This is a genomic window from Arthrobacter sp. K5, assembly GCF_040448525.1.
Classification (GTDB): Bacteria; Actinomycetota; Actinomycetes; order Actinomycetales; family Micrococcaceae; genus Arthrobacter; species Arthrobacter globiformis.
Genome location: NZ_CP159279.1, coordinates 120,016 through 145,245, shown reverse-complemented (window position 1 = coordinate 145,245; position 25,230 = coordinate 120,016). Strand labels below are relative to the sequence as shown.

At 66.7% G+C, this 25,230-nt stretch carries 22 protein-coding genes; 2 read left to right on the top strand and 20 right to left on the bottom strand.

What is annotated here, in order from left to right:
* Positions 1-77: 77 nt before the first annotated feature.
* Positions 78-881: a polyphosphate--glucose phosphotransferase gene (gene ppgK / locus ABRP34_RS00640; RefSeq protein WP_003801723.1), complete on the top strand. Its 804-nt coding sequence runs from the start codon at positions 78-80 to the stop codon at positions 879-881.
* A gap of 133 nt (positions 882-1,014) precedes the next feature.
* Here ppgK and nrdR read toward each other — a convergent pair whose 3' ends face one another.
* The 3 genes from nrdR to ABRP34_RS00625 form a co-directional block, all read right to left on the bottom strand.
* Entirely contained in the window at positions 1,015-1,587 is a 573-nt protein-coding gene (gene nrdR, locus ABRP34_RS00635; RefSeq protein WP_353711870.1) for a transcriptional regulator NrdR, read from the bottom strand.
* Positions 1,588-1,709: 122 nt separating this feature from the next.
* Positions 1,710-3,104: a histidinol dehydrogenase gene (gene hisD, locus ABRP34_RS00630; RefSeq protein WP_353713279.1), complete on the bottom strand. Its 1,395-nt coding sequence runs from the start codon at positions 3,102-3,104 to the stop codon at positions 1,710-1,712.
* 90 nt (positions 3,105-3,194) lie between these two features.
* Positions 3,195-3,779, bottom strand: a complete 585-nt coding sequence (locus ABRP34_RS00625) for a hypothetical protein (protein ID WP_353711869.1) — start codon at positions 3,777-3,779, stop codon at positions 3,195-3,197.
* A gap of 180 nt (positions 3,780-3,959) precedes the next feature.
* Between ABRP34_RS00625 and ABRP34_RS00620 the strand changes: the two genes are divergently transcribed.
* On the top strand, positions 3,960-4,418 hold the full coding sequence (locus ABRP34_RS00620; protein ID WP_175304981.1) for a flavin reductase family protein: 459 nt from the start codon (positions 3,960-3,962) through the stop codon (positions 4,416-4,418).
* Here ABRP34_RS00620 and dnaE read toward each other — a convergent pair.
* The 17 genes from dnaE to ABRP34_RS00535 all read right to left on the bottom strand — a co-directional run bounded on the left by dnaE (position 4,415) and on the right by ABRP34_RS00535 (position 25,172).
* The gene (dnaE, locus tag ABRP34_RS00615) at positions 4,415-7,972 is read right to left on the bottom strand and encodes a DNA polymerase III subunit alpha (RefSeq protein ID WP_003801735.1); all 3,558 of its coding nucleotides are present in this window, start codon (positions 7,970-7,972) and stop codon (positions 4,415-4,417) included. The genes ABRP34_RS00620 and dnaE overlap by 4 nt on opposite strands.
* A 52-nt stretch (positions 7,973-8,024) precedes the next feature.
* A complete protein-coding gene (locus tag ABRP34_RS00610) occupies positions 8,025-8,951 on the bottom strand; it encodes an RluA family pseudouridine synthase (RefSeq protein WP_353711868.1) in 927 nt (308 codons plus the stop codon).
* On the bottom strand, positions 8,944-9,516 hold the full coding sequence (gene lspA, locus ABRP34_RS00605) for a signal peptidase II (RefSeq protein ID WP_353711867.1): 573 nt from the start codon (positions 9,514-9,516) through the stop codon (positions 8,944-8,946). The genes ABRP34_RS00610 and lspA overlap by 8 nt, the downstream gene beginning before the upstream one ends.
* Positions 9,517-9,597: 81 nt before the next feature.
* The gene (locus ABRP34_RS00600) at positions 9,598-10,293 is read right to left on the bottom strand and encodes a DivIVA domain-containing protein (protein WP_353711866.1); all 696 of its coding nucleotides are present in this window, start codon (positions 10,291-10,293) and stop codon (positions 9,598-9,600) included.
* 168 nt (positions 10,294-10,461) lie between these two features.
* Positions 10,462-10,749, bottom strand: a complete 288-nt coding sequence (locus ABRP34_RS00595) for a YggT family protein (RefSeq protein WP_003801741.1) — start codon at positions 10,747-10,749, stop codon at positions 10,462-10,464.
* Positions 10,750-10,883: 134 nt separating this feature from the next.
* The gene (sepF, locus tag ABRP34_RS00590) at positions 10,884-11,414 is read right to left on the bottom strand and encodes a cell division protein SepF (protein ID WP_003801742.1); all 531 of its coding nucleotides are present in this window, start codon (positions 11,412-11,414) and stop codon (positions 10,884-10,886) included.
* A gap of 90 nt (positions 11,415-11,504) precedes the next feature.
* On the bottom strand, positions 11,505-12,242 hold the full coding sequence (locus ABRP34_RS00585) for a YggS family pyridoxal phosphate-dependent enzyme (RefSeq protein ID WP_353711865.1): 738 nt from the start codon (positions 12,240-12,242) through the stop codon (positions 11,505-11,507).
* Positions 12,235-13,026, bottom strand: coding sequence for a polyphenol oxidase family protein (locus tag ABRP34_RS00580; RefSeq protein WP_353711864.1), 792 nt, complete (start codon positions 13,024-13,026; stop codon positions 12,235-12,237). The genes ABRP34_RS00585 and ABRP34_RS00580 overlap by 8 nt, the downstream gene beginning before the upstream one ends.
* Before the next feature lie 66 nt (positions 13,027-13,092).
* A complete protein-coding gene (ftsZ, locus tag ABRP34_RS00575; protein WP_353711863.1) occupies positions 13,093-14,325 on the bottom strand; it encodes a cell division protein FtsZ in 1,233 nt (410 codons plus the stop codon).
* Between the two features lie 189 nt (positions 14,326-14,514).
* A complete protein-coding gene (locus ABRP34_RS00570; RefSeq protein WP_353711862.1) occupies positions 14,515-15,552 on the bottom strand; it encodes a cell division protein FtsQ/DivIB in 1,038 nt (345 codons plus the stop codon).
* Positions 15,545-16,924 (bottom strand): UDP-N-acetylmuramate--L-alanine ligase, encoded by a 1,380-nt coding sequence (gene murC / locus ABRP34_RS00565; RefSeq protein WP_353711861.1) that lies wholly within the window; start codon positions 16,922-16,924, stop codon positions 15,545-15,547. The genes ABRP34_RS00570 and murC overlap by 8 nt, the downstream gene beginning before the upstream one ends.
* A complete protein-coding gene (gene murG, locus ABRP34_RS00560; RefSeq protein WP_353711860.1) occupies positions 16,921-18,021 on the bottom strand; it encodes an undecaprenyldiphospho-muramoylpentapeptide beta-N-acetylglucosaminyltransferase in 1,101 nt (366 codons plus the stop codon). The genes murC and murG overlap by 4 nt, the downstream gene beginning before the upstream one ends.
* Before the next feature lie 11 nt (positions 18,022-18,032).
* Entirely contained in the window at positions 18,033-19,313 is a 1,281-nt protein-coding gene (gene ftsW, locus ABRP34_RS00555) for a putative lipid II flippase FtsW (protein WP_003801750.1), read from the bottom strand.
* A gap of 2 nt (positions 19,314-19,315) precedes the next feature.
* Entirely contained in the window at positions 19,316-20,896 is a 1,581-nt protein-coding gene (murD, locus tag ABRP34_RS00550; protein ID WP_353713278.1) for a UDP-N-acetylmuramoyl-L-alanine--D-glutamate ligase, read from the bottom strand.
* Positions 20,897-20,916: 20 nt separating this feature from the next.
* Positions 20,917-22,026, bottom strand: coding sequence for a phospho-N-acetylmuramoyl-pentapeptide-transferase (gene mraY, locus ABRP34_RS00545; RefSeq protein WP_003801757.1), 1,110 nt, complete (start codon positions 22,024-22,026; stop codon positions 20,917-20,919).
* The gene (gene murF / locus ABRP34_RS00540; RefSeq protein WP_353711859.1) at positions 22,023-23,495 is read right to left on the bottom strand and encodes a UDP-N-acetylmuramoyl-tripeptide--D-alanyl-D-alanine ligase; all 1,473 of its coding nucleotides are present in this window, start codon (positions 23,493-23,495) and stop codon (positions 22,023-22,025) included. Before murF ends, mraY begins: the two co-directional genes overlap by 4 nt.
* A 6-nt stretch (positions 23,496-23,501) precedes the next feature.
* Positions 23,502-25,172 (bottom strand): UDP-N-acetylmuramoyl-L-alanyl-D-glutamate--2,6-diaminopimelate ligase, encoded by a 1,671-nt coding sequence (locus ABRP34_RS00535; RefSeq protein WP_353711858.1) that lies wholly within the window; start codon positions 25,170-25,172, stop codon positions 23,502-23,504.
* Between the last annotated feature and the right edge of the window lie 58 nt (positions 25,173-25,230).

The following is a 25,230-nucleotide window of genomic DNA, read 5'->3' as shown; positions in this document are numbered from 1 at the left end:
CAGCCAACCGCCCGCGTCATTCCGGCAAGTCACCCTTGCCCAGCCCGAGCCCCTACCCTGCCACGAACGGAATCCCATTGGCCAAGAAGGACGAAAAGACCCGCAAGAACGCCCCGCTGATCGGCATCGACATCGGCGGAACCGGAATCAAGGGCGGCATCGTCGACCTGAAGAAGGGCAAACTGATCGGCGACCGCTTCCGCCTGGCGACCCCGCAGCCGGCCACGCCGGAAGCGGTGGTCGAGGTGGTGGCCAAGGTCGTGGAGGAACTCTCGGCACGTCCCGACGCACCCGAGGCTGACAGCCCCATCGGCGTGACGTTTCCCGGCATCATCCAGCACGGCGTGGTCCACTCGGCCGCCAACGTGGACAAGAGCTGGCTCAACACGGATATTGATGCACTGCTCACGGCCCGCCTGGGCCGCCCCGTGGAGGTCATCAATGACGCCGACGCGGCCGGCCTGGCCGAAGCCCGGTACGGTGCGGGCGCCGGAATCGGCGGCACCGTCCTGGTCATCACCCTCGGCACCGGCATCGGGTCCGCGTTCATCTTCAACGGCCACCTCGTGCCCAACGCCGAACTCGGCCACCTGGAGATCGACGGCTTCGACGCCGAAAGCAAGGCCTCTGCTGTGGCCCGCGAACGGGACGGCCTCAGCTGGGAGGAGTACAGCGTCCTGCTGCAGCGTTACTTCTCCCACGTCGAATTCCTGTTCTCCCCCGAGCTCTTCATCGTCGGCGGCGGCATCTCCAAGCGCGCCGACGAGTACCTGCCGCGCCTGAAGCTGCGCACCCCGATTGTCCCCGCTGAGCTGAAGAACGAGGCCGGCATCGTGGGCGCGGCCCTGGAGATCGCCGTCAAGCACGAACTGGCTAAATAAACCCGGGCGGGCCGCGGTCAACGCGGCCCGCAGAAACGCCGAAGGCGGCAGACACGGGGTCTGCCGCCTTCGGCGTTTTGCACTGGAGCCGGTGGCGGCTGCGGCTTCCCCTCCGCTGCCGCCACCGGAGACTTTAGAGCGTACTCTTCGCGGTGTTCTTTTCTGCGGCGTTCTTCTCTACGGTGTTCTTGGGCTCGGAGCCCTTGCCGTCAGAGCCCTTGCTGTCGGTTCCGGGGGCCGCCGCCTCTTTGGCGTCGACGTCGGACTCGTGCCGGAGCAGCGCAATGGCGGATTCGAAATCCTCGAGTGATTCAAAGGCCTGGTAGACGCTGGCGAACCGGAGGTACGCCACCTTGTCCAGCTTCTGCAGCGGTCCGAGGATGATCAGGCCAACCTCGTGGGCGTCGATTTCCGCCGCACCGGAAGCCCGGATGTTCTCCTCGACTTCCTGCGCCAGCATCGCGAGGTCGTCCTCACTGACGGGCCGGCCCTGGCAGGCCTTGCGGACGCCGTTGATGACTTTGCTGCGGCTGAAGGGCTCGCCCACGCCGGAGCGCTTGATCACGGACAGGCTGGTGGTTTCCACGGTAGTGAAGCGGCGGCCGCACTCGGGACACTGCCGGCGGCGGCGGATGGCGGAGCCGTCGTCGGCCATGCGGCTGTCCACAACGCGTGAATCAGGGTTGCGGCAAAACGGACAGTACACGTTTTTCCCTACCCTTCCGTACTTTGGCCGAAGCTTCCTTCGGCTCCCAGTTTACGGCTACATATGGCCGAATAACAAGCCTGTAATTACTACATGTAGTGGGTGGCTACTACATGTAGTGGTTAGCGGGCGCCTTGGAACCGGACCGTGACCGCGTCGCCGTGCGCCGGGAGGTCCTCCGCGCCGGACAGGCTGACGATGTGGCCGCTGACCTGCCCCAGCGCCGCCTCCGAGTAGTTGATCACCTGGATGGCGCGCAGGAACGTGGTCACGTTCAGCCCGGACGAAAAGGCCGCCGTGCCGCTCGTGGGAAGCACGTGGTTGGAACCGGCGCAGTAGTCGCCGAGGCTCACGGGGCTGTAGTCACCGACGAAAATGGCGCCCGCGTTCCGGATCCGCGCTGCCACCGCAGGGGCGTCCGCGGTCATGATCTCCAGGTGTTCGGCGGCGTAGGCGTCACACGCCGCGATGCCCTGGTCGAGGTCGTCCACGAGCACGACGCCGGACTGCGGGCCGGACAGTGCCTCGCGCACGCGCTGGCTGTGCTTGGTGGATGCAGCCTGCAGTTCCAGTTCCTCGCGGACGTCCGCGGCGAGCTGGACGGAATCCGTGATCAGGACAGAGGCGGCTTTCGGATCGTGTTCGGCCTGGCTGATCAGGTCCGCGGCAACGTACGCCGGGCGGGCCGTGGAGTCAGCGAGGATGGCAATCTCCGTGGTGCCGGCCTCGGAGTCGATCCCCACAACTCCCTTGACGAGGCGCTTGGCCGTGGCCACGAAGATATTGCCCGGCCCGGTCACCACGTCGACGGGTTCCAGTGCGGGAGTTCCCGCTTCGCCCGGCACACCATAGGCGAAGGCGGCGATGGCCTGGGCTCCGCCGATGGCATACACCTCGTCAATTCCCAGCAGCGCCGCAGCGGCCAGGATGGTGGGGTGCGGGAGACCGCCAAAGTCCTTCTGCGGCGGCGAGGCGAGTGCGATCGACTCCACCCCTGCGGCCAGCGCCGGAACCACGTTCATGATCACCGAGGACGGGTAGACCGCCAGGCCGCCCGGGACGTACAGGCCCACGCGTGCCACGGGCACCCACTTCTGGCTCACCACTGCGCCGTCGCCCAGGGAGATGTCGACGTCGGCCGGGCGCTGCCCGTCGGCGAACCGGCGCGCGCGGCTGATGGACTCTTTAAGCGCCGAACGAACAGCCGGGTCCAGGCCGTCCAGCGCTGACCGGAGTGCCGCCGCCGGAACGCGCGGATGCGCCTGCTCAACGCCGTCGAACGCCAGGGCGAAGTCCGACAGTGCGGCGAAGCCTCGCTGTCGGACGGCCGTGATGATGTCGCCCACCTTCTGCTCGGCGTCGGCAACTGTCTGCTGCCGAGCCCGGGGCACCGCCCCGCGGAGTTCGGCCAGGCTGAGACTGCGGCCCCGCAAGTCAACGGTGCGGAAGTCGACGGCGGGGGTGTTCGCGCGTACCTGGGATTTCGAGGGCGCCTGGGAATTCGAGGGAACCTGGATATTCGAGGGCTCAGCGCTGTCCGGAGAAGTGGTCACCCGTACATTTTACGCGCCGCGGCCGCGCACCCTGACGTCTGTTACCGCCGCTCCCTACTGCCACGCGCGGCCGTCGCCGCTGTTACCCTCCAGCTGCTGGTTCACATCCTGGTCTACGGAGGCCCGCAGGAGGCCGATGATGCGCAGCACGAAGAAGCCGGCAGCGACAGCCGCGGGCCATAGGACAAGGACTGTCAGGGACCGCAGTGAGAAGGCCACGCTCGCGTTCGCCGACGTGTCCTGCGGACCGCCCAGCCAGAGGCCCGCCAGAACGCCGGTCTGCCACGCCAGGACAGCCGCCGCGGCGCTGGCCGCGACGGACAGCAGCAGCATCCGCCGCGTCCCGCCGTCACGGCGGCCGGACAACAGCACAGCCACCAGGCAGCCCGCAAGGACAAACAGTCCTGCCAGCACCAGGTCCCGGGGCAGCCAGCCCGCGGTGTTTGTCCCGGAGGAGAGCGTCGAGTTTCCCGAAACGAGGTTTTGCCCGCCCGGGGCAAGCAGCCACCAAAGGAGCCCGGCCGGGATGCCGGCACCGATGATCCCAGCCGCCCACGCCCAGCCCTTGCCGGGCCGCCGCCGGGCGCCCTGGGCCCCGTCAGAGGGGCGGACAGGAGGGAGGGATGCAGGCTGGGTCATGAAGAAACGTTAACAAATGTTGGCCGGCATTCAGCACCACGTGCCTGCGGGCCAAGTGAATGCCCCATCCGCCCGGAAGCCCCATAGTCTTGTACTAGAGACTCAATCGGCACGGATGCAGCAGGGAGATCGATTCCAGTGACCTCAGATGATGGCGCCTTCGAGGGCACGTTCAAAGAGATGTTCCGCCGGCACGCAGCAGGCGTGGCCATCATCACCGTGAACTATGACGGGGTCCCCTACGGCTTCACGGCCACCTCCGTTGCCTCGCTTTCCGCCAAACCGCCGCGCTTCACTTTCAATATGGCCCGCAGTTCCAGCTCGTGGCCGGCGGTGGCCAACACCGCGTATATCGGCGTGCACATGCTGGGGCTCGAGAACCAGGAGCTGGCCGACCGGTTCGCCCGCACCAAAGAACGCTTCTCCGGCGACCACTGGGCCCACGGACCCTATGACGTCCCGGTGCTCAAGGACGTCTCCGGCTGGCTGATCGGCAAGATCCAGATGCGCCTGTCGTTCGAGAACAACGCCGTCGTGGTGGTCGAAGTGGTGGAAGGGCAGGTTGGCGAGGACGGTTCACCGCTGCTGTACCACTCCGGGACCTACGGGCAGCCCGTTCCGCTGGACTACGAAATCTAGGCGTCCAGGCAGGCCGGGCCCAGCAGCACCTTCAGGTCCCCGAAGAGTGACGGGTTCGGATTCACGCGCAGGTGCACGGGCAGCGCCATGACCTCGATCCGGCTGTCGCCCTGCAGGTTCACCCGGACCTCGGAGTTGCCGCGGTGGTTGCGCAGCACGTCGCCCAGTTCCGTGACCACGGCCTCGGTGGCCTTGTGCGTGGGCATGGTGATCACCAGCGGTCCGTTGGTGCCCTGGCTGAGGTCCGGGACGGAGAGCTCCATGCAGTTCAGGGTCACGGCACCGTCGTCGCGCCGCTGCAGCCGGCCCTTGACCACCACGATCAGGTCCTCGGCGAGAACCGAGGCAATCGGCCCGTAGACCTGGCCGAAGAACATGACCTCCATGGAACCGCCGAGGTCCTCGATCTCCGCCCGGGCATAGGCGTTGCCGCTGGCCTTGGCGATCCGGCGGCTCAGTGAGGTGATCATGCCCGCGATGGTGACGATGGCGCCGTCGTGCGGCCCGTCCTCCGCGATGATCGAGGTGATGGACTGGTCGGCGTGCTGGCTGAGGACACCCTCCAGGCCCTGCAGCGGGTGGTCTGAGACGTACAGGCCCAGCATGTCCCGCTCGAATGCGAGCTTGTCCTTCTTCTCCCATTCCGGCAGGTCGGGGATCTCGATGCTGAGCGACGACTCGGACTCGGCCTCGTCGAAGCCGGCAAAGAGATCGAACTGGCCGATGGCCTCGTTGCGCTTGAGGGTAATGACGGAGTCGATGGCTTCTTCGTGGACCATCGCCAGCGCGCGGCGGTGGTGGCCCAGCGAGTCAAAGGCTCCGGCCTTGATCAGCGATTCGATGGTGCGCTTGTTGCACACCACGGCAGGGACCTTCATGAGGTAGTCCTTGAACGAACTGTAGGCGCCTTCTTTTTCGCGCGCGGCCACCATGGCCTCCACCACGTTGACGCCGACGTTGCGGATGGCGCCCATGCCGAAGCGGATGTCCTCCCCCACCGGGGTGAAGTTCAGCGCGGACTCGTTGACGTCCGGCGGCAGCACCGTGATGCCCATGCGACGGCATTCGTTGAGGTAGATCGCGGACTTGTCCTTGTCGTCGCCGACCGAGGTCAGCAGCGCGGCCATGTACTCGGGTGCGTAGTGCGCCTTCAGGTACGCCGTCCAGTACGAGATCACGCCGTACGCGGCCGAGTGGGCCTTGTTGAAGGCGTAGTCGGAGAAGGGCAGCAGGATGTCCCACAGGGTCTTGACGGCCTCCATGGAGTAGCCGTTGTCCTGCATGCCCTGCGAGAAACCGGCAAACTGCTTATCCAGCTCGGACTTCTTCTTCTTACCCATGGCGCGGCGCAGGATGTCTGCCTGGCCCAGGGAATAGCCGGCGAGCTTCTGCGCCACGGCCATAACCTGCTCCTGGTACACGATGAGGCCGAACGTGCCGCCGAGGATCTCCTTGAGGGGTTCCTCGAGTTCCGGGTGGATGGGGATGACTTCCTGGATCCCGTTCTTGCGCAGCGCGTAGTCGGTGTGCGCGTTGGCGCCCATGGGCCCCGGGCGGTACAGCGCCAGTACGGCGGAGATGTCTTCGAAGTTGTCAGGCTTCATGAGTTTGAGCAGGGACCGCATGGGGCCGCCGTCGAGCTGGAAAACGCCCAGCGTGTCACCGCGGGCCAGCAGCTCGTAGGATGCCGCGTCGTCCAGCTCCAGCGTTTCGAGGTCCAGGTCGACGCCGCGGTTCATCTTGATGTTTTCCAGCGCATCGGAAATGATCGTCAGGTTTCGCAGCCCGAGGAAGTCCATCTTGATCAGGCCGAGGCCTTCGGACGTCGGATAGTCGAACTGGGTGATGACCTGGCCGTCCTGGAAGCGGCGCATGATCGGAATGACGTCGATGATGGGGTCCGAGGACATGATCACGCCGGCCGCGTGCACGCCCCACTGCCGCTTCAGGCCCTCAATGCCCAGTGCGGTCTCGAACACCTTGGCAGCCTCGGGGTCCGTGCTGATCAGCTGCCGGAAGTCCCCCGCCTCGCTGTAGCGCTTGGCGTCCTTGTTCTGAATGTCGGCAAGCGGGATATCCTTCGCCATCACGGCCGGCGGCAGTGCCTTGGTCAGCTGTTCACCCATGCTGAAGGGGTAGCCGAGCACGCGCGAGGAGTCCTTGAGGGCCTGCTTGGTCTTGATGGTGCCGTACGTGACGATCATGGCCACGCGTTCGTCGCCGTATTTGCGGGTCACATAGTCAATGACCTCCGGGCGGCGCCGGTCATCGAAGTCGACGTCGAAGTCAGGCATGGAGACACGGTCGGGGTTCAGGAAACGCTCGAAGATCAGGCCGTGGTGCAGCGGATCAAGGTCGGTGATGCGCATGGCGTAGGCCACCATGGAGCCTGCACCCGAGCCACGTCCCGGGCCCACCCGGATGCCGTTGTTCTTGGCCCAGTTGATGAAGTCGGCCACCACCAGGAAGTAGCCCGGGAAGCCCATCGAGGTGATGACTTCCAGCTCGTAATCAGCCTGCTTGCGGACCTTGTCCGGGATGCCCTGGGGGTAGCGGTAATGGAGCCCCTTGTCGACCTCCTTGACCAGCCAGGACGTTTCGTCCTCGCCCTCGGGGCAGGGGAACCGGGGCATGTAGTTGGCCCCGGTGTTGAAGGACACCTCGCACCGCTCCGCGATCAGGAGGGTGTTGTCGCACGCCTCGGGGTGGTCGCGGAACAGCTCGCGCATTTCCCGCGGCGACTTCAGGTAGTAGCCGCTGCCGGAGAACGCGAACCGGGAGCCGCCGTTGTCGTACGTGGGTTCGAGCAGGGTGGAGCCGGACTGGATGGCCAGCAGGGCCTCGTGCGCCTTGGCGTCATGCTCGTGGGTGTAGTGGAGGTCGTTGGTGGCAACGAGCGGGAGGTTCAGCTCCTTGGCCAGCCGCAGGAGGTCACCGGTGACCCGGCGTTCAATGTCCAGCCCGTGGTCCATGAGTTCGCAGAAGTAGTTCTCCGCACCGAAGATGTCCCGGAACTCCGCAGCGGCTTCCAGCGCTTCGCGGTACTGGCCGAGCCGCAGCCGGGTCTGGACCTCGCCCGAGGGGCAGCCGGTGGTGGCGATAAGCCCTTCGGAGTAGGTGTTCAGCAGCTCCCGGTCCAGCCGGGGCCACTTGCCGAAGACTGAGTCCAGGGAGGCGATCGAGGAGGCACGGAACAGGTTCCGCATGCCCACGTTGTTGTAGCTCAGCAGGGTCATGTGGGTGTAGGAGCCACCGCCGGAGACGTCGTCCTTGCGCTGGCTCTCGTCGCCCCAGCGGACGCGGGACTTGTCGCCGCGCGCGGTCCCGGGAGTCACATAGGCTTCCACGCCAATGATGGGCTTGATGCCCTTGTCGGTGGCCTTCCGCCAAAAGTCGAAGGCACCGAAGAGGTAGCCGTGGTCGGTGGTCGCCAGGGCGGGCATCCCCAGCCGCTCCGTTTCATCGAACAGTTCCCCGAGCCTGGCGGCGCCGTCCAGCATCGAGTACTCGGTGTGGGTGTGGAGATGTACGAACGAGTCATTGCTGGAAGTCACCGGACCATTCTAGTGCCGACCCCCTGACAATTAATGCCGGCGTGCCGCAGGCTCAGGCCTTGCCGGTGCCCAGGACTTCCAGGGCGTAGGCCAGGTCCTCTGGGTATTCGCTGGTCACGGTGACGCGTTCCCCGGTGCGCGGGTGGTCAAAGCCCAGTTCACGTGCGTGCAGCCACTGCCGGGTGAGCCCGAGGGTCGCGGCGAGCCGCGGGTCGGCCCCGTAGGTGAGGTCTCCTGCACAGGGATGGCGGAGCGCGGCGAAATGGACCCTGATCTGGTGGGTCCGGCCGGTCTCCAGGTGCACCTCCACCAGGGTGGCCTTGCCGAACGCTTCGAGGACCTCGTAGTGCGTCACAGATGGCCGGCCGTCCTCGATGACGGCGAAGCGCCAGTCGTGGCCGGGATGCCGGCCGATCGGGGCGTCGATGGTGCCCTGCAGCGGGTCCGGCAGGCCCTGGACCACCGCGTGGTAGACCTTGTCCACGGTGCGTTCCTTGAACGCCCGCTTGAGGGCGGTGTAGGCGGGTTCCGTCTTGGCCACCACCATGACCCCGGAGGTTCCGACGTCGAGGCGGTGGACGATGCCGGCGCGCTCGGCGGAGCCGGAAGTGGAGATGCGGTAGCCGGCCCCGGCGAGTCCGCCGACGACGGTGGGCCCTACCCATCCCGGGGACGGGTGTGCCGCGACCCCCACCGGCTTGTCGACCACCACAAAGTCGTCGTCATCCAGCAGGATCTTCAGGCCTTCCACAACTTCCTCCACGACTTCAAGGGGGTCCCGGCGCTCAGGGACCGTCACGTGCAGCACGGCGCCGGACGCGAGTTTGGCGGACTTGCCCACCGGTTTGCCGCCGCTGACGACGTTGCCTTCGGCTATCAGCGTTGCGGCGGACGAACGGGACATGCCCATCAGCTTGGCCAGGCCGGCGTCCACACGTGTCCCGTCCAGCTCCTCGGGCACCACCACCCGCTCAGACATCGCCGGTCCCGTCCCGCTTTTCGACGCTGTGGTGCGACCCGTCAAGGGCAATCCCCCGCAGGGTCAGCAGGCAGATGATGACCACGGATGACACGACGGCGGAGTCGGCGATGTTGAAGATCGCAAAGTTGGGCAGCTGGATGAAGTCCACAACGTGCCCCATTCCGAACGACGGGTCCCGGAACAGCCGGTCTGTCAGGTTCCCCAGGGCGCCGCCGAACAGCAGCCCCAGCGCCAGCGCCCACCACGCGGAACCGAGCTTGCGCAGCTGGAACAGGATGGCGGCGGCAACCACCACCATGATGATCGTGAACACCCAGGTCACGTTCTCCCCAATGGAGAACGCCGCGCCGGAGTTCCGGATGTAGTACCAGTGCAGCAGCGGGGGCAGCACGGGAATCCGTTCGCCCTCCACCATGGTGCTGGTAACCCACAGTTTGGTGAGCTGGTCGAAGACGTAGGCGAAAACTGCCAGTCCGGCGAACACGGACAACAGGACGGCGCGCCGTGGCCGCGGTGATGATGAAGCTGGGTGCGCTGCGTCAGCGGCAAGGTCGTCTGTCATGGTGCTTTCATTCGGGAACCGTCGTTAATGGCAAAAGCCGGTGGCCGAGGAATCCTCAGCCACCGGCCTTCAGAATACGTGCTAAACGGCGGCGCTGCTGCTTTCGCCGACCTCAGGGGCGGCAACGGAACCACGGGCGTCCAGGTCGCGCAGCTGGCCCTCGATGTAGGCCTTCAGGCGTGAGCGATAGTCGCGTTCGAAGCCGCGCAGCTGCTCCACCTTGCGCTCGAGGACGGAACGCTGCTGCTCCAGGGCGCCCAGGATCTTGCGGGACTTCTCCTGTGCGTCGTTGACGAGGCTGCTGGCTTCGATCTGTGCCTCTGCGATGATCTTGTCGCGCTGCTGCTGACCCTCGGACACGTGGCGGTCGTGCATCTGCTGTGCCATGGCCAGCAGGCCAGCAGCGGACTCGGAGACATTGCTGCTGGTGACGGCGGGTGCCGCGGCTGCAACCGGTGCGGCCTGCTCGGCTTCCTTCTTCTTGGCAGCTTCGGCGGCCTTGGCCTCAGCTTCGGCCTTCGCACGCGCTTCGTCCTTCTCGGACTTGGACGGCGCGGGAACCTTCTCGACGACAGGGGCGACGGCGGAGGTGGCAGCCGGCGATCCGGACCCGCCTTCGGCCAGCTTCTTGCGAAGTTCTTCGTTCTCCTGGTTCAGGCGCCGCAGTTCAACGACGATCTCGTCCAGGAAGTCGTCAACTTCGTCCTGGTCATAGCCTTCGCGGAACTTGGTCGGCTGAAAGCGCTTGTTGACAACGTCTTCTGGCGTCAAAGCCATCTGGTCACCTCGTTGGTCTAGTTCGTCAGGAGGCCTTCCGGCCGTCAAAACTACGGTACCTAAATATGGTCTGGTTCCTCTAATTCAACACCGTGGCGTCAAACAAAAGGTTTTCTGCGCCCGGGGATCCGTGCGGATCGGCCCCGGCGCGGGCAAGCTGATATGAAGTTATGCAAATGACTTGGTGATCGCCATGGCAATGCTCAGGCCGATGAACAGCACCAGAAACCCAAGGTCCAGCGAGACGCCGCCCAGCCGCAGCGGCGGTATGAGGCGCCGAAGAACCTTCAGCGGCGGATCGGTCACCGAGTAGACCGCATGAGCCGCCACCAATGCTACCCCTCGGGGACGCCACTCCCGGGCGAACATCTGAACCCAGTCATACACGAGGCGGACAATCAACGCGACAAAAATGAACAGCAAAACGATGTAGACGAGCCCGAATAGTATTCCCATGAGCTAACCCATTGTCTCCATGTTCGTCGCGGACACTTCCATGCCCTGGGATTCCTGCCAGATTGTGCTGCTCCCCTATTTCAGCACGGATGCCAGGCAGGTGCGCACCTGCCTGGCATCCGGAGAGCCGTTTATTAGCTTTGGTTGAAGAAGCTGGCGGTCGACTCGCTGGCTTTCTTGTCATCTCCGATGACTTCGACATACGAGGGCGACAGCAGGAAAACCTTGTTCGTCACGCGCTCGATGCTTCCGCGCAGACCGAAGACGAGGCCGGCGGAAAAGTCGACAAGGCGCTTCGCGTCCGCCTCCCCCATGTCCGTCACGTTCATGATGACGGGGATACCGTCACGGAAGCTTTCGCCGATGAGCTTGGCGTCGTTGTAGGAGCGAGGGTGGATCGTGGTGATCTGCCGCAGTCCGGTGGTCTCTTCGCGGCTCGATGCCGCACGCTTGATGGGTGTCACGGGTGCGCGGTATTCCTCTTCGGCAGCTGGTGGCGCTTCACGGGTGACCTCTCGGAGCGGCGCCGGCGCGCGGCGCTCTTCACGGTCATGCTCCATTGAGTTGTCCTCATCCTTTTGCTGGGTGGAAAGCTCAGACTCGTAGTGTTCATCGCCGTCGGCGAGCCCAAGATAGATCATTGTCTTGCGCAGAGCGCCAGCCATGGTCGACTCCTAATCGTGTCCGTAAGCGGGCCGCCCAAAGGTCAAGACAGCATTGGAAATCCCCGCCATTCACTTCCAATACGACAGACGCTACCGCACGGCCGGGCGCGAACCGAGAATATCTGAGCCAATTCGGAGGTGTGTCGCACCGAATCGGACGGCAGCCTCCAGATCCTGGCTCATGCCGGCGGAAATCCCCGTGGCGCCGGGGAAATCCCGCTGCAGACCGGTTGAAATCCCCAGCAGTTTCTCAAAAGCCCGGTCAGGATCCGCCCCCAGCGGCGCCACCGCCATGACACCCGCCAGACGAAGGCCGTCCGCGGCCTCGAGCTGCTCCGCAAGCTGCGGCACCTCCTCGGGCGCAGCCCCGCCGCGGTGTGCACCGGCGTCTTCTTCCAGGCTCACCTGGATGAAACAGTCCAGGTCCGCCCGGCCGGTCAGCTCCTGCTGGCCGGCCATGGCCCGTTCCAGAGCCGCCACGAGCTGGGAGCGGTCCACCGAATGCACGGCTGACGCGTACCGGACCACGGTCTTGGACTTCTTGCTCTGAAGCTGGCCCACGAAGTGCCAGGTGAGGTCAAGGGCCTCGAGTTCCCCGGCTTTGGCGGAGGCCTCCTGGTCCCGGTTCTCGCCGAAATCCTTGACGCCAAGCGCTGCCAGCCGGCGGACGTCGTCGGCCGGATGGAACTTGCTGACCACTATCAGGCGCGGCGGGTTTTCACCGCGGCCGGCAGCCGCGGCGGCGCGGCCGATGCGCTGCCGGACGGCGCCGAGGCGCGCCCGCAGCTGTTCCGTCCGGGCGTCCCCGGATGCCGGACTGTCAGTCATGGGTCCACACCAGTCCGGCGAATCTGCCTGACCGGGAGTCGCGGCGGTAGGAAAACAAGGATTCGTTTTCAAGCGTGCAGGGCCCCCGGTACTCGATGGGAACGCCGAGGGCGTCGAGCTGGCTGGCGGCACCGCCGGGCAGGTCGAGCGCCGGCGTTCCCCATGTTGTGGTTGACCATGTGGCCGGAAGGAGGGCGGCGACCTCGTCGCGGAGTTCGGCGGGCACCTCGTAGCAGTTGCCGCAGACGGACGGGCCCAGCCAGGCACGGATATCCTCGGCACCGGAGGCGCGCATCTGTTCCACCGCAGCCGGAATGACCCCGGAGAACAGTCCCGGGCGCCCTGCATGCACGGCAGCCAGCACGGGACCGGAAGCCCCGGCGCCCACCAGGACCAGCGGGATGCAGTCCGCCACCATCACCGCGAGTGGCCCGCCGAGGGACACCAGCGCATCCGCTGTCGGCGCCTGCGGAACACATGCACCGGATTCAGCAGCTGCTCCCGATTCAGCAACTGTGCCGGATTCAGCAGCTGCTCCCGATTCAGCAACTGTGCCGGATTCAGCAGCTGTGCGGGATTCAACGACAAGGGACACTTCGTTGCCGTGAACCTGGTTCATGTACTGGAACGTGCGGGGGGCGACCCCAGCGGCGTGCTCCAGCTGGGCCCTGCGGCGAAGCACCGCGGCAGCATCGTCGCCCACGTGCAGGGCAAGGTTGCCGGCATTCGTGTCGGTGAACGCCACGGACACGCCAGGCTGCACTTCAGCACGCCACAAAAACAATCGGAACTCCGGCTATCAGGTGAGGAAACGGGACAGCAGCCGGGCGGATATCCGCCCGGCTGCCTCCTACTTCAGGAAATCGGGAACGTCCAGGTCGTCAGACCGGCTGCCGGTGAGGTCGGGCTCAACTACAGACGGAAGGTCGACGTCGAACCCCGAGTCAGCGGGGACCGCTGACGGGCGCTGCTGCCCCCACATGCTGAGGCCTGCGGCACCTACACCGGCGTGCACGGGCTGGACGTGGACCTGCTGGCTGCCCGCGGACGGCTGGCTCTGCGGGGCGGCCGCCGGGACGGCGGGGCGCTGCGGGGCAGCCTGCGGCTGCGACTGGTCCATGGACGGCGAGGTGGCCTTGACGTCGTCGAAGCCTGCAGCGATGACGGTGACACGGGCTTCGTCGCCCAGGGCGTCGTCGATGACCGCGCCGAAGATGATGTTGGCTTCGGGGTGGGCAACTTCCTGCACCAGGCGCGCAGCCTCGTTGATCTCGAACAGGCCGAGGTCGGAGCCGCCCTGGATGGACAGCAGGACACCGTGGGCGCCGTCGATGCTGGCTTCCAGCAGCGGGGAGGCGATGGCCAGCTCGGCTGCCTTGACCGCGCGGTCTTCGCCGCGGGCGGAGCCGATGCCCATCAGGGCCGAGCCCGCGCCCTGCATGACAGATTTCACGTCGGCGAAGTCAAGGTTGATCAGGCCCGGCGTGGTGATGAGGTCCGTGATGCCCTGGACACCGGACAGCAGGACCTGGTCAGCGGAGCGGAAAGCGTCCAGGACGGAGACGTTGCGGTCGCTGATGGACAGCAGGCGGTCGTTGGGGATCACGATCAGCGTGTCCACCTCGTCGCGGAGGGCGTCGATGCCCGCCTCGGCGGAGCCTGCGCGGCGGCGGCCCTCGAAGGTGAACGGACGGGTGACCACACCGATGGTCAGGGCGCCAAGGGAGCGCGCAATGCGGGCAACAACCGGTGCGCCGCCGGTTCCGGTGCCACCGCCTTCACCTGCGGTCACGAAGACCATGTCGGCACCGCGGAGGACTTCCTCGATTTCGTCGGCGTGGTCCTCGGCAGCCTGCTTGCCGACCTCCGGGTTGGCCCCGGCACCCAGCCCGCGCGTCAGTTCCCGTCCGACGTCGAGCTTAACGTCGGCATCACTCATCAGCAGAGCCTGGGCGTCGGTGTTAATAGCTATGAATTCGACACCGCGGAGACCCACCTCGATCATGCGGTTGACTGCGTTCACGCCACCGCCGCCGATGCCGACGACCTTGATGACGGCCAAGTAATTCTGCGGAGCTGCCACGTTACGTGTCCCTTGTTAGTGTCCTATTGCGAAAACTGATGGAGTCGAGCTTGAAGCCCTGAACCTTAACCTTCCAGTTGAAGGTTATAGTTATGTCAAGTAACTCACGTCTGTGACGCTATTTCCTATGCTGGCTACATTCAATAACCGCCACCGCGTGTCGTCCTAATCCCCGAGAAATACAGCGGTTCACCGCGTCACCGGATGCCGCGGCACGCTCACGTCATAGGTGTTGACCGGGTTCGCAGGATCCGCCGGTACCTTGAGCAGCGCCTCGAGTACCCGGGCCTTGAGCTCCTTCTCCCCCGCATTGCCCCAGATGACGGTCTGGCCGTCCAGCAGCTTCAGCTCCACCGCGTCCACGGATTTGGCGGAGGCGTTGGAGAGCTTGGCCAGCACATTGGCCGGAAGCGCGCCGAGGACCTCGGCCGTGGCCTGGAACAGGTCCTTGCCGATCGTGCCGGCGCCGCCGTCGATCACCGGCAGCTTCACGGAGGTGGGGTCCGCCGTGGTGCTGAGCCGCACGCCGTCGACGTCCACGAGCATGTACTCGTTGCCGCGCTTCACGAGGGCAACGGGGACGCGTTCCTGGACCTGCACCACGAGCACCGACGGCGGGTGGGCCTGGGTGGTGACGGATTTGATCTGGACGAGCGGCTTGAGCAGCGAGGTGACCTCGTCGTCGCTGACCTGCGGCAACGGCGTGCCCAGAAGCGGCTTGAGCGCCGCCTGCACCTGGGCCGGCTTGAGGAGCTTGGTGCCTGTGACGCTCACGCTGTGGACCGCCAGCACCGGGGAATAGACGGCAGCGATGATGAGACCCGCCACGAGGGCAGCCGTGACACACACCGCCACGATGAGGTTGCGCCTGATGCGCCGGCCCCGCGGTTCGGGAAACGCCAGCACATTGTCCTGCCCTGGCTCGTCCGGACTTGTGGTCTCCGGCTTCTGCGTTCCGGGCTTCCAAGCTTTTCCCTTCGGCGTGCTGGTCTTTGGCGTGCTGCGTTTCGGCGTGCCGGCCTTTGGCGTGCTGCGTTTCGGAGCGCTGGCCTGCGCCTTTTCCTGCGCGGTAACTTCCGGGACGCCCTTGGAGGCGGTGATCACGGCCGGTTTGCCGCCGTCGGGCGCGCCGGCGCTTGTGTCCCGCCCGGCAGCACCGTCCCGGGCAGCACCATCCCGGCTGGCGGGCTTGGCCGGCCTGTAGGTGGGGCGCCGGGTGCTAGCCACCGAGGGTCTCCACGATGAGCGGCCCGTAAGCGGTGACGTCCCCGGCGCCGGCAGTGAGGATGATGTCCCCCGGCTGCGCGGCCGCGGCCAGGACGGCGACGGCTTCATCCCCGGCTCCGACCAGGCTGCCGCCAGAACCGAGGTGCTCGGTGATGAGGGCGCTGGTGACGCCCGGGATGGGATCCTCGCGGGCCGGGTAGATGTCGAGCACCAAGGCAGTGTCAGCGGCCTTGAGCGCGTCGGCGAACTCGGAGGCAAACTCCCGGGTGCGGGAGAACAGGTGCGGCTGGAAGAGGACGTGCACCCTGTGGTCGCCGGCCACGGACCTAGCCGCCGCCAGGGCGGCCCGCACTTCCGTGGGATGGTGCGCGTAGTCGTCGTAGACCCGCACGCCCCGGCCTTCCCCCTTGTACTCGAACCGCCGGGACGCGCCGGAGAAGCCCGCCAGGGCGGAGGCGGCGGCCTGGGCGTCCACGCCGAGCTCGAGTGCCACCGCCATGGCGGCGGCAGCGTTCAGTGCATTGTGCCGTCCGGGGACCTGCAGTGCCAGCGGGAACCGGCCACCCGCCGTCATGATGGCCACCCTGCCTGGGCCGCCGTCGTCGAGCCGCAGGTCGGCGGCATCGGAGGTGCCGTACAGGACAACACGGGTATTGCCCCGCTCACGGGTGCGCAGCGCCAGCGCGTGTGCGCCGGCGTCGTCCGCACAGGCCACCAGCACGCCGTCGGCGGGCAGCAGCTCCGTGAACCGGTCGAAGGATTCGTAAACGGCTTCGGCGGTGCCGTAGTGATCGAGGTGGTCCGGTTCCACGTTGGTGACGACGGCGATCTGCGGCCGGTAGTTCAGGAACGAACCGTCGGACTCATCCGCCTCGGCGACAAACACCTTGGAGCTGCCGTTCGCCGCGTTGACGCCAAGCGCCGGGACATTGGCCCCGATCGCGAACGACGGGTCCAGGCCGGCGCCCTGCAGCAGCACAGTGATCATGGAGGTGGTGGTGGACTTCCCGTGGGTACCGGCCACGGTCACCACGAGGTCGTCGGCCATGGTGGCGGCCAGGGCTTCGGAGCGGTGCAGCACGGGCAGCCCGGCGGCCCGCGCGGCCTCGAGTTCGGGGTTGTCGGCGCGGATGGCCGAGCCTGCCACGACGGTCTGGGCGTCGCCGAGGTTCGCGGCGTCGTAACCCACGCAGATCCGGGCGCCGGCCCCGGCGAGCTCCGTCATGACCGGCAGGTCCTTAGCATCCGTTCCGCTGACGGGAACCCCGCGCGCCACCATGATCCTGGCGACGGCGGACATGCCCACGCCCCCGATCCCAATAAAGTGCACGCGGCCGAGTGCTTCCTGGCTGGGTGCTGCGTTGGTGGTCATTTGGATACCGCTTCCAGTACTAGGTCGGCCATGAGCTGGTCGGCATTTCGGATGCCGAGGTTTTCCGCGTTAGCCGCCATCGCATCGAGGCGGGGGCGGTCAGTCAGCAGCGGGATGAGATTGGTGCGGACCCATTCGGGGGTGAAGTCCCTGTCCGCCACCAAGAGGGCGCCGTCAGCATCCACAAGTCCGCGGGCGTTCAGCGCCTGCTCGCCGTTGCCGATCGGCAGCGGCACGAAGACCGCGGGAACGCCTACCGCGGCGACCTCGCTCACCGTGGCCGCGCCGGCACGGGCCAGCAGCAGGTCAGCCGCCGCGTAAACAGTCTCCATGCCGTCCACGTACTCAAGCTGCCGGTAACCGTCGGCGCTCAGCGCATTTCCGTCCGGGTCAGCCACGGACTTGCCGCGGCCGGTGATGTGGATGGTCTGGACGCCGGCCCGGGACAGCGCTTCGAGGGACGCCGCCACTGTGCGGTTGATGCTTTGCGCCCCCGAGGAGCCTCCGGTGACGATGAGCACCGGCTTCCCGGGCTGCAGGTCCAGGCTGCGCAGGGCGCCGTTCCGCGCCGTTGCCCTGACCATCGCCGAAACTTCGCGGCGCATGGGCATGCCCACATGGCGGGCGTGGGGCAGCGGTGTGCCGGCGAAGGCCACGGCCACGTGCCGGCTCAGCCGTGCTCCGACCCGGTTGGCCAGGCCCGGGCGGGTGTTGGCTTCGTGGATAACGATGGGGATCTTCCGCCGCCAGGCTGCGAGGTACATGGGCGTGCAGACGTAGCCGCCCACGCCCACGAGGACGTTCGCGCCGGCGTCGTCGAGGATGCGCCCTGCCTGCCGCACGGCGCCGGCAAGCCGTCCCGGAAGGCGGAGCAGGTCTGCGGAGGGCTTCCGCGGGAACGGGACGCGGTCGATGGTGGCCAGTTCGAGCCCGGCGGCCGGGACCAGCCTGGTTTCCATACCGGCGGCCGTTCCGACGGCGAGCAAGCGGGCATCGGGGCGGGCATCGCGGATGGCGGCAGCGATGGCCAGCAGCGGGTTGATATGGCCTGCTGTACCGCCGCCGGCGAGGACCACGGACAATGACTCGGTTTTCATCAGGTGCTGGTTTACGCTTTCGTACGGGATTTCTTGCGCCCGGGCAACCGCCACGGGCCGAGCAGTTTGCGGGGCCGGATATTGGGCGCCATCTGTTCGCGGGCCAGTGACAACACTACGCCGATCGCGCAGAGGGACATCAGCAGCGCCGAGCCGCCGTAGGAGATGAACGGCAGGGGAACGCCGATCACCGGCATCAGGCCGGTGACCACGGCCATGTTGACCGTGCCCTGGCCCAGCAGCCACACCATGATGGTGCCGGCCAGGACCCGGTGGAACAGGTCCTCCTGCGCCACCACCACGCGGTAGATGGCGGCGCCCAGGATGGCGAAAAGGACAAGGACGACGACGGTCCCCACCAGCCCGAGTTCCTCACCGATGATGGCGAAAATGAAGTCGTTGTGGGCTTCGGGGATCCAGCTGTATTTCTGCCGGCTCTGCCCGAGCCCCACGCCGAACCAGCCGCCCGATGCCAGTCCGTAAAGGCCGTTGGTGGACTGGTAGTTGGCGTCGATGCCGTCGCCGCAGCTCTGGCCGGTCCACCACGAGGTGATGCGGCAGACGCGGTTGGAGCTGGTCATGGCCATGAACGCAATGACGGCACCGAGGCCCACGGCCGCGAACCCGAACAGGTACAGGCGCACGCCTGCGAAGAACAGGGCGGCGGCCGTGATGAGCATGATGATCATGCCGGTGCCGAGGTCGTTTCCGATCAGGACCAGTCCGATGATCCCGCCGGCGATGGGAACCACGGGGACCACAGCGTGTCCCCACTGGTGCAGCAGGGAGGCCTTCTTGGCCAGCACGGTGGCCATCCACAGTGCAAGGGCAAGCTTGGCCGCCTCGGACGGCTGCAGGGTGAAGAACCCGCCGATGTCGATCCAGTTCTTGTTGCCGTTGACGCTGGTGCCGATGACCAGCACGAGCCCCAGCAGGGCATAGGCGATGATGATGCCCGGCCAGGCAAGGCGCTTCAGCCATACGACGTTGATCCGCGACAGCATGAACATGCAGAAGGTGCCGATGCCGGCGAACAGCCCCTGTTTGAGGGCTGCCGTGTAGGGCGACTCGCCGGCCGCGATGGCCTCCACGCTGGACGCCGAGAGCACCATCATGATGCCGATGGCGGTCAGGGCCAGCGTGGTGCCCAGGATGAGGTAGTAGGTGGAGCCGTTGCGCGACTTGCCGTTTCCCTCGAGCGCGGACCAGAAGCGCCGGTACCACCGGAGCAGCCGGCCGCTCTCCCCCGCCCGCTGCCGGGTGGCCGCGGGACGTGTGGGCGTGCTGACCATTCTTACTCCTTGCCGGTCCGGGCCTCCCCTTCCACGAGCCCGCGGACCGCTGCAATGAAGGCGTCGCCACGGTGAGCATAGGAAGAGAACTGATCCATGGATGCAGCAGCCGGAGCCATCAGCACCGTGTCACCCGATGCGGCGAGCTGCGCCGCCGATTCGACGGCCCGTGCCATCACTGCCTCCCCGGTTTCAGGTGAATCCGGTGCGGCGTCATGCCCGGTTCCGGCAGACTGCACAATTTCAGTGTGGCCTGCCGCCGGCCGGATGACGGGGACATCCGGTGCGTGTCGCTGCAGGGACTCTTCCAGCGACGCTGTGTCCTTCCCAATCAGCACCACGGCCTTCAGGCGGCGCGCATGGTCGCGGACCAGGTCGTCGTAGCTGACGCCCTTGGACAGGCCGCCGGCAATCCACACCACCGGGTCGAACGCGGCCAGGGAGGCTGAGGCTGCGTGCGGGTTGGTGGCTTTGGAGTCGTTGATCCAGAGAACGCCGTTCTGCTTGGCGACCGGCTGGATGCGGTGGCTTCCGGGGATGTAGGCCTGCAGCCCTTCTCGCACGTGCTCAGGGCTGACGCCGTAGGCCCGCACCAGGCCTGCGGCGGCCAGGGCGTTGGCCACCATGTGGCGGGGTGCCACCGGGCCGAGGTCGGACATGGACGCCAGTTCCACGGCGCTGTCCTTGCGTTCGGCGATGAAGGCCCGGTCCACGAGCAGGCCCTCCACGACGCCGAGCATGCTGATGGCGGGCGTGAGGGTGGTGAAGGCCACCGCGCGGCAGCCTTCCACCACGTCCGCGTCCTCCACCATGCGTTCGGTTTCGATCTGCTCGTCGTTGTAGATGCAGGCCTTCTGCGTGTTTTCGTAGATCTTGGCCTTGTCGGCGAGGTAGGACTCGTAGGAGCCGTGCCAGTCCACGTGGTCTTCAGCGACGTTGAGGCAGACGCTGGCGACTGCCGAGACAGACTCCGACCAGTGCAGCTGGAAGCTGGAGAGTTCCACCGCGAAGACGTCATACTCCACCGGGTCACGCAGGGCATCGAGGATCGGCGTGCCGACGTTGCCCACGGCGATCGCCTTCAGGCCAGCGGCCCGCAGCATGGACTCGGTCAGGCCGACCGTCGTCGTTTTGCCGTTGGTGCCGGTGATGGTGAGCCAGTCAGCTGTCTTCCGGCCTTCGCGGACGCGCAGTCGCCAGGCGAGTTCGACGTCGCCCCAGACCGGGATGTGGGCGCGGGAGGCGGCCGCGAGCAAAGCCTGGTCCGGGCGCCAGCCCGGCGAAGTGACCACGAGGTCCGGCTTCAGGCCGTCGATCTTTGGCAGCGTGCGGACGGCATCCTCACCCAGGAGAACGTCGGCCGCGCCCACGATCCGCAGCGTGTCCGCCTTGGCCTGGGCTGTTTCCGTGGTGGCGCCGTCGACCACCACCACGCGGGCACCGAGTTCGATCAGCGTGTCCGCTGCGGCGAAGCCCGAGACGCCGATCCCGGTGACTACGACGCGCAGCCCGGTCCAGTCGGAGTCCCAGCTGACCAGGCCGCTGAGCCGCGCCGGACCGGTTACCGCCGGACCCGCCGTCATGTTGTGGGATTCGGAGCCGTTCACAGCAGGACCACCCATTCTGCGTAGAAGATGCCAAGCCCCGCGGCGACGAACAGGCCGGCGAGGATCCAAAACCGGACCACCACGGTGACTTCCGCCCAGCCCTTGAGTTCGAAGTGGTGCTGCAGGGGTGCCATCTTGAAGAAGCGCTTGCCCTTGGTCACCTTGAAGTAGCCCACCTGGATGATGACGGAGAGCGTGATAAGGACGAACAAGCCGCCGATGAAGGCCAGCAGCAGTTCGGTGCGGGACAGGATGGCGAACCCGGCGATGGCGCCGCCGATCGCGAGGGAGCCGGTGTCACCCATGAAGATCTTGGCCGGTGAGGTGTTCCACCACAGGAAGCCCACCAGCGCGGCGCTCATGATGGCTGCGAGAAGCGCGAGGTCCAGGGGATCCCGGACGGAATAGCAGCCGCTGCCCGCCTGGCGGGGTGAGCCACAGGCCTGGTTGCTCTGCCAGATGCCCATCAGCGTGTAGGCGCCAAACACCATGACCGCGGCGCCGGCGGCCAGCCCGTCCAGGCCGTCGGTGAGGTTTACGCCGTTCGTCGCCGCCGTGACGATGAGGTTTGACCACAGCACGAACAGGATGGCACCAAGCACGGTGCCGCCGAACGCGAGGTCCAGCCACGGGATGTCACGGACCAGCGAGATTTTGGTGGAGGCCGGGGTGAGGCCGTCGGGATCCGGGAAGTAGAGGGCCATGACGGCGAAGATGATGCCCACGGCCGCCTGGAGGATGAGCTTGGCCTTGGCGTTCAGGCCGAGGCTGCGCTGCCGGGAAATCTTGATGAAGTCGTCGAGGAAGCCCACCAGGCCCATCCCCACCATCAGGAAGAGCAGCAGCAGCGCCGACGCGGACGGCCCGGCCGACCGTGGGTTCATGAGCCACATGATCAGGTGGGTCAGTCCGTAGCTCAGCAGGACCGCGCCCACCACCACGGTGCCACCCATTGTGGGCGTGCCACGTTTGGTGTGGTGCGACGTCGGTCCGTCATCGCGGATGAACTGGCCATAGCTCTTGCGGACCAACAGCCGGATGAACAGCGGCGTACCCACCAGTGCCAGCAGCAGGGCCAGGCCAGCGCCGATCAGAAGTGCAATCACAGCAGCTCGCTCCCTTCATTGGCAGATGTGGGGGTGGCATGTGGGGGTAATGCTATCCGATCGCCCAAATGGCGAAGTCCCACGCTGTTGGAGGACTTGAAGAGCACCAGGTCGCCGGGTTCGAGCTGCTCCTGGAGCAGTTCGTAGGCTTCATCAACGGTCTCGGCGAAGATGCATTCATCGCCCCAGGACCCCTCCTGCACTGCGGAAACGTACAGCGAACGCGCTTCGCGGCCCACCACCAGGAGGCGGGAGATGTTCAGCCGCACCACCTGCGTGCCGACGGCGGTGTGCTCGCGGATGGAATCGTCGCCCAGTTCCAGCATGGCCCCGAGCACGGCCCAGGTGCGGCGGCCGCGGCCCAGATCGGCCAGCGTGCGCAGCGCAGCCCGCATGGATTCCGGGTTGGCGTTGTACGCGTCGTTGATGACCGTGACGCCGTCGGGCCGTTCGGTCCGCTCCATGCGCCAGCGGCTGGCCGCGGACTGGGAACTCAGTGATGCGCCGATCCGGTCAGCCGGCACACCTGCCGCGTGCGCGGCCGCTGCTGCGGCGAGGAGGTTCGCAACATGGTGTTCGCCGATGAGTTTGCTGGTGACCCTCACCGTGGGCTCCCCCGGCACTTCGAGGTCAAACTCCGGGTTGCCCGAGGCGTTGGTGTCCAGGTTGGCGGCCCGGACGGCAGGAGCGTCCGGCTCAGCATCACGGGAGGAGAAGCCCAGGACAGTTGCCCGGGTCCGCGCGGCCATGGGAGCAACGCGCAAGTCGTCGAGGTTCAGCACGGCGGTGCCTTCGGCGGGGAGCGCCTCGGCGAGTTCGCCCTTGGCGGCGGCGATGTTTTCCACGCCACCGAATTCCCCGGCGTGGGCTGTTCCCACGCCGAGCACCACTCCGATTTCGGGCCGGACCATGTCGGCCAGGTAGCGGATGTGTCCGATGCCCGTGGCGCCCATTTCGATGACCAGGAACCGGGTATCAAAGCCCGTCTGGAAGACCGTGAGGGGCACGCCGACCTCTCCGTTGTAGGAACCCTGGGGTGCAACGGTCGGCGCTTCAGCCGACAGGATACCCGCGAGGAGGTCCTTGGTGGTGGTCTTACCGGCCGAACCGGTGATGCCGATGACCGTCAGCGCCTCACCGGTGGCCTCGCGGTGGTGCCTGATCCGCCGGACAGCCTCTGCCGCAAGGGCGCCCATGGCCAGCACCGCATCCGCGACAACGACCGACGGGTAGGTCCGGCCGGCGTCGTCCTTGATTTCGCGTTCAGTGAGGGCCAGCACCGCGCCGCGGCCAAAGGCCGCACCAACGAAGCTGTGCCCGTCTGCGCTTTCGCCCGGTTTGGCGACATAGAGGGAGCCGGTAACGGCCTCCCGCGAATCGGTCACCACGGATCCCGGGGTGACGTCGGGGTCGGCAAGCAGCCGGCCGTTGGTGATTTCGGCGATTTCCGCCGCAGTTAGTTCAATCATGTCGGTCTAGGACTCTATCCCGTCGTCTTGGAGAACGGTGAATCCTCGTGCCGTCAAGGCGTTCCGTAGTTCCACCCTGTCGTCGAGGGCAAGGTTCACTCCCTTGACCTCCTGCCACACTTCGTGCCCCCGCCCCGCAATGAGGATGGTGTCCTCCGGTGCCGCCAGGTTGACGGCCTCCCGGATGGCAGCGTCCCGCGGATAAACCTCCATGATTTTGCAGTCCAACTGCTCGGCTTCCTTCGCGTCCGTGGCACCTACCAGCACCTCGGCGCGGATCGCCGCGGCGTCCTCATCATGGGGGTCGTCGTCGCTGACGATCACGACGTCGGCAAGCCGGGCCGCGGTGGCGCCCATGGACGGGCGCTTGCCCTGGTCGCGCTGGCCCGTGGCGCCGAAGACCACGATGACCTTGGACGCGGGCTCCGGGGACCGGACGGCCGCCAGGGCGCGTGCCAGTGCATCGGTGTTGTGCGCGAAGTCGACGACGGCGGCCGGCCGGGTGGAGACGAGCTGCATACGGCCCGGCACCGCCACAGTGAACGGATCTTTGGAATCGAGTGCTGCCTGCACTTCGGCGGGGTCTGCGCCGCCGGCGAGCACCATGGCCAGGGCCAGTGCCGCGTTGGAGACATTGAAGGCCCCGGGCAGCCCGGTGTGCACGCGGAGTTCCGTGCCGTTCCGGCCGCGGAGGGTGAATTCCGTACCGAGTCCGCGCGGCTTTGAGTCCGTGACCGTCCAGTCGGCTCCTGCCGGCCCGGCCGGGTCCGCTTCCGGCCCGCTGCCGGGCTGGATGGTTGCCAGCGTGGTGACCGGAAGCTCAGTCTGGGCGGCAAGCCGTTGTCCCCACTCGTCGTCGACCGTCACGACGGCGGCACGGGCACGTTCGGCGGTGAACAGCTCCGCTTTGGTCCGGTAGTACTCCTCCATGGTGCCGTGCAGGTCCAGGTGGTCCTGGGTCAGGTTGGTGAAACCGACGACGTCGAAGACCACGCCGTCCACCCGGCGGAAGGAAACCGCGTGCGAGGAGACTTCCATGGATGCGGCGTCGAGCCCGCGTTCCCGCATGAGGGCCAGCAGGGCGTGGACATCCGTGGATTCCGGGGTGGTCAGGAGGCTTGGGATCGGGTCTCCGCCGGCCAGGATCTCGATGGTGCCGATGAGTCCGGTCTTCTTGCCCATCGCCTGCAGCAGGGCGTTGATGAAGTACGTGGTGGTGGTTTTTCCGTTGGTGCCCGTCACGCCGAACATGGAGGGGCCCGGAAGGTCGGCGTCCTGGCTCCGGTAGATCAGCCTGGACAGCCGGCCCACCACACTGCGGGGTTCCGCCACCACCAGCACGGGCACAGCGATGTCCGACCCCAGGGCAAGGAGTCTCCCGCCGGCGTCGTCCGTCAGCACCGCCACCGCGCCGGCCTCGAGCGCCGTCCTCGCGAAGTCCGCCCCGTGCCGCGCCGCTCCCGGCAGGGCAACATACAGGTCCCCGCGCTCCACGGTCCGGGAGTCGAGCGAGATGCCGGTGACCTGAACCGATTCGGAGGCCCCGGGCACGGTGACGCCTACTGACTGGCCGACGACACCGAGCTCGACGGCGGCGACGGCGGTGGGCCGGAAGCCGCTCTTGGATGCCTGCCCCTCCGGGGCGTCGGCAGTGCCGGGGTCATGGTGCTGTGGCAACTGAATCTCCGTTGGTGCTGGTGGACCGGCGGACACCACCGAACTGTTTGTTCAGGTG